The sequence below is a fragment of the Streptomyces sp. NPDC056948 genome (genome assembly GCF_042674225.1).
Taxonomy (GTDB): Bacteria; Actinomycetota; Actinomycetes; order Streptomycetales; family Streptomycetaceae; genus Streptomyces; species Streptomyces purpurascens.
This window is the reverse complement of sequence record NZ_JBHUQX010000618.1, coordinates 1-3,982: the sequence shown is the minus strand read 5'-3', so window position 1 is coordinate 3,982 and position 3,982 is coordinate 1. Positions and strand designations below refer to the sequence as shown.

The 3,982-nt window shown below is 70.3% G+C and carries 4 protein-coding genes; 1 reads left to right on the top strand and 3 read right to left on the bottom strand.

The genetic code is table 11. From position 1 onward, the window contains the following. The coding region (locus ACFTZL_RS42275) for a phosphoribosyltransferase domain-containing protein (protein WP_382595153.1) at window positions 1-856 on the bottom strand (856 nt) is incomplete at its 3' end. Between the two features lie 31 nt (window positions 857-887). Beyond that, window positions 888-2,054, bottom strand: a complete 1,167-nt coding sequence (locus tag ACFTZL_RS42270) for an HpcH/HpaI aldolase/citrate lyase family protein (RefSeq protein WP_382595148.1) — start codon at window positions 2,052-2,054, stop codon at window positions 888-890. Between the two features lie 228 nt (window positions 2,055-2,282). Here ACFTZL_RS42270 and ACFTZL_RS42265 point away from each other — a divergent pair, with 228 nt between their 5' ends. Beyond that, window positions 2,283-3,158, top strand: a complete 876-nt coding sequence (locus ACFTZL_RS42265) for a TerD family protein (RefSeq protein ID WP_382595145.1) — start codon at window positions 2,283-2,285, stop codon at window positions 3,156-3,158. Window positions 3,159-3,192: 34 nt separating this feature from the next. Here the strand turns inward: ACFTZL_RS42265 and ACFTZL_RS42260 are convergent, their stop codons facing one another. Next, the gene (locus ACFTZL_RS42260; protein ID WP_382595151.1) at window positions 3,193-3,933 is read right to left on the bottom strand and encodes a Tellurium resistance; all 741 of its coding nucleotides are present in this window, start codon (window positions 3,931-3,933) and stop codon (window positions 3,193-3,195) included. Window positions 3,934-3,982 lie beyond the last annotated feature (49 nt).

Genomic DNA, 3,982 nt, shown 5'->3' with positions numbered 1-3,982 from the left:
CCCCTATGAGGGGCGTATCCGCAACGCCCTCAAGGGGCGCGGGGAACTGCGCGAACGGCCACGACGCGGCCGCACCCGCCGACGAACCCTCCGCCGCACTCTCGGACTCGTACCGCGCCACCAGCTCCTGCCCCTTCTCCAACACCCCCTCGGGCAGCCGCACGGTCCCCGAAGCCGCCGCCACGAGGTCCACCCGCGCCCCGATCTCCCGCGCGAACGCCTCCAACCGCCCCGCATCCGCCGCCGACCGCATGTCCACCAGCGCCACCACGACATACCTCCGCCGCGGATACCGCTCATGAAGATCACGGACAGTGTTCAGCACCGTGTTCCCCGTGGAGAACTCGTCGTCGACCAGGACCAGCGGCCCGTCCCCGGTCAGCAGCGCGGGATCCTCCGGCAGGAGCAGATGAGAGGTCGCGTGCGAATGGGCCTCCTCGAAGCCGCCGGCCGCCGCGAGACCGGCGACGGGGCGGCGGGTGGAGTGCAGGTAGGGGGCGAGGCCCAGCCCGTCGGCGACGGAGTGGCCGAGGCCGGTCGCGGTCTCCGCGTAGCCGAGCACGACCGCCCGGCCCGCCTCCTCGTCGCCCAGCAGCTCCCGCACCCGGCGGCCGAGCTCGACGCCATGGCCGTAGACGACGGACGGCGACTGCGGCACATGCTTGCCCAGCACGTTCGACACCAGCAGATGGGCCCGCTTGGGGTTGCGCCGCAGCGCCAGCCCCAGCAGGCCGGTCAGCCGGTCGTCGCCGACGAGCTCGACGCCGAGCCGCTCCGCGACCCAGCTACCGGACCAGACACCGTCGGCGTCGTCACGCACCTCGCCGTGCACCCCCTCGTTCACTGCTTTCTCCACCAACCGTTCGAATTCTTCGGATGCCACGCGTTCAGCCGGGCAGGCCGGCGGCGAGCAGTTCCACGAAGCCGATGTCCTCGTTCGCCACGCCGAAAACCTCGGCACGCAGCAGGGTCCGCTCGGCCCAGGCCCGATGCGGCTTCACCTCGTTCATCTTGTTCGTGTACGCCGATCTCAGCACACCTCCGCCGCCGCGGTCGGGCCGCAGGATGTCCTGGGCGTCCGAGAACTCCTCGTGGCTGACGACCGACAGGGCGTGCACCGGAAGCACGTGGGAGGGGTGGATGCAGGTCTTGCCCAGCAGGCCGTTGGCGTGGTCCAGGGAGATCTCCCTCAGCAGGCCGTCCATGGCGTGCTCAATCAGCTTCTCGCGCAGTTCCGCGGCCTGCACCTCAAGGAAGGGGCTCTGCCGCAGCAGCGGCTTGAACATACGCTCCTGGACCCTGAAGTACTCCCACACCGGCCCGGTCACCGTGAAGCCGGTCCCGTCGGCGCGGCCCAGCATGTTCACCACGTCGGCGATCACGGAGGCGACGATCTGCACGTCGTACGCCGTCATGTCGGGGCCTCTGCGCAGCCCGTAGGAGGAGCAGAAGTCCGTCACGCCGAGGCGCAGGGCGAGCACGCGGTCGCGGTACTTGTCGACGGCCCGGGAGATGCCCTCCAGGGTCTCCACGCGGGACTCCCGGTAGAGCAGCTCCGGCGACTCCAGCACCGGCATGGCGAAAAGGCGACGGCCGCTTTCGGCCTCGGCGGTCGCCATCGCCTCGAGGAAGGGGATGCCCCGCTCCTCGGTGAACTTCGGCAGTACGAATCCGGACAGCAGCCGGGCGGACGGGCCGAGCCGTCGCACGAGGTCGGGGATCTGCCCGGGGGCGCGGACCCGGATGAACAGCAGCGGCAGGTCCGCGTCCGGGAGGTCGGCGAGCGCCTTGAACTGGCGGACCAGGTTCTCCTCGCCCGGGCCGACGTCCGCGTCGTCGATCGAGTCCTCGAGGCACACCACCATCGAGACGACACCGCGCCCGGCCTGCTTCAGGACGTCGTCGGCGAGCCGCGGCCGGGTGGCCGGACTGTAGAGCGTGGCGCCCAGGGCCGCCGCGAGCAGCCGGGCCGGAGAGCCCGTCGTGAACACACACGGCTCGCGGTGGAAGAGACGCTTCCGCACCTCAGGCGCGATGTGCCCGAAATGACGCATGGAACTCCCCCGTAGTTGTCGTGCGGCCTGCGAATCGTCGAAAGGTGGCCGGTAATAGTACGTAGAAGTCCATGGCAGAGGTTCCCGTCAGGCATGAATTTCAGGTAACAGGGGCAAGCACAGCCAGGCCCGGCCATGACGACGGTAGTCCCCGACGGCCGTCGGCGCCGCTCGTGGCGCCCGGCCCCCGCGTTGTCGTGAGCAGGACCGAGAAGGCAGGATGACCGCATGACGCACGCGATGCTGAAGGGGTCGAACGTCCCGCTGGAAGCCGCCACGGTGCGCGCCGTGCTGCGCTGGACACCCGGACAGGGGGTTCCGGACGTCGATGCCTCCGCGCTGCTCCTCGGCCCCGACGGTCGTGTGCGCTCCGACGAGGACTTCGTCTTCTACAACCAGCCCCGGCACCCCTCGGGGAAGGTGTGGCGGCTCGGCAAGAAGCGGGCCGCCGAGGGCCTGACCGACACGATCCAGACAGAGCTCACCGGTGTCGAGTCCGGAGTCAGCCGGATTCTGCTGGTCGCATCGGCGGACGGCATCCCGTTCGACCGCGTACAGGCGCTGCGCATTCTGCTGTACGACGCGGCGGGCACCGAGGCGGAAGCGCTGGCGTACTTCGACGTCAAGCCGGAGACGGGCGAGGAGACCGCGCTGATCTGCGGCGAGCTGTACCGCCGCGGCGAGGGCTGGAAGTTCCGGGCCCTGGGCGAGGGCTATTCGAACGGCCTGCAGGGGCTCGCGACCGACTACGGCATCTCGGTGGACGAGTCGGAGGCCGCGCAGGAGACGACGGGCCTGCCCACCACGGCCGCGACCACACAGCAGCCCGCCCCCGAGGTGTCGCGGCCGCTGCCTCCGGAGCAGCCGACCGCCGTCCCCGCGCAGCCCGCGTACGGCTATCCGCCCCAGCAGCCCGCGACGACCCAGCCGGCGTACGGCTATCCGCAGCCCGCGGGCCAGCCCGCGTACGGCTATCCCCAGGCACCGGCCGCGGCGGGCGTCACGGGGGCGCAGACCGGCTACGGCTACCCGCCGCCGGTCACCGCGGCCCCCGACCCGGACTTCCGGCTGCCCCCGCAGGGCCCGCAGTTCATCGGACGCTGAGCAGCCCCGGGCCCGCCCCCTCAAAGGCGCGCCCTCAGCGCTCGACCTTCGTCTTGTAGCCCCGGCCCCACTGCAGACCCCACCCGTACAGCCGGTCCAGCTCGGCCTGGAACCCGTAGACGAATTTCGCCTCGCGGCGCACGATGATCTCGTCGTTCTTGATCTTTTCGATCATGACGACGGCGCAGGAGCGCGCCTGCGGCTGGCGTTCGTCGAGGTGGATCTCGATGCGCGGGCCGCTGCTCGGGTAGAGGGTGACGCTGGCGTGGGTGCGGTCAAAGGCGGGTGTCTGGTCGTAGATGTAGACGAAGACCAGGAGCCGCTTGATGTTCTCGCGGTGGTCGAGGTTGATGTACATCGTCTCGCCGGACCCGGAGCCGAAGCGGTCGTCCCCGCTGAGCTTGACGTACGGCGGGGCGTTGACGTCGCCGAAGTAGCCGCCGAGGGGCTGGACGACGCCCTTGGTGCCGTCCTGGAGCTCGTAGAGGCAGCCCAGGTCGAGGTCGACGTTGACCATGCTCTGGCTGTGGCCGACGACCTCCGGTGGCTTGAGGGCCCGGAAGGGGTGCCGCAGCAGGCTTTCGCGCTGGGGGCCGCCGATGTCGGACGTGCGCATCCGCCAGCTCAGGTTGACGCGCAGATGGCCGGTGGCCGCGTCCTGCTTCGTGAGTGATATCTGTGCGCGCCGCTTGGTCAGTTCGATCGCGTTCGTTGCCGCGTGGCCCGAGTCGAACTGCACATCGCGCCCGCGACGAAGTCCGTCGAACAGGCCCATTCCGCCCCCCACGTTCACTTGGAGACCGCAGGTCATCGCAGTGCCCACG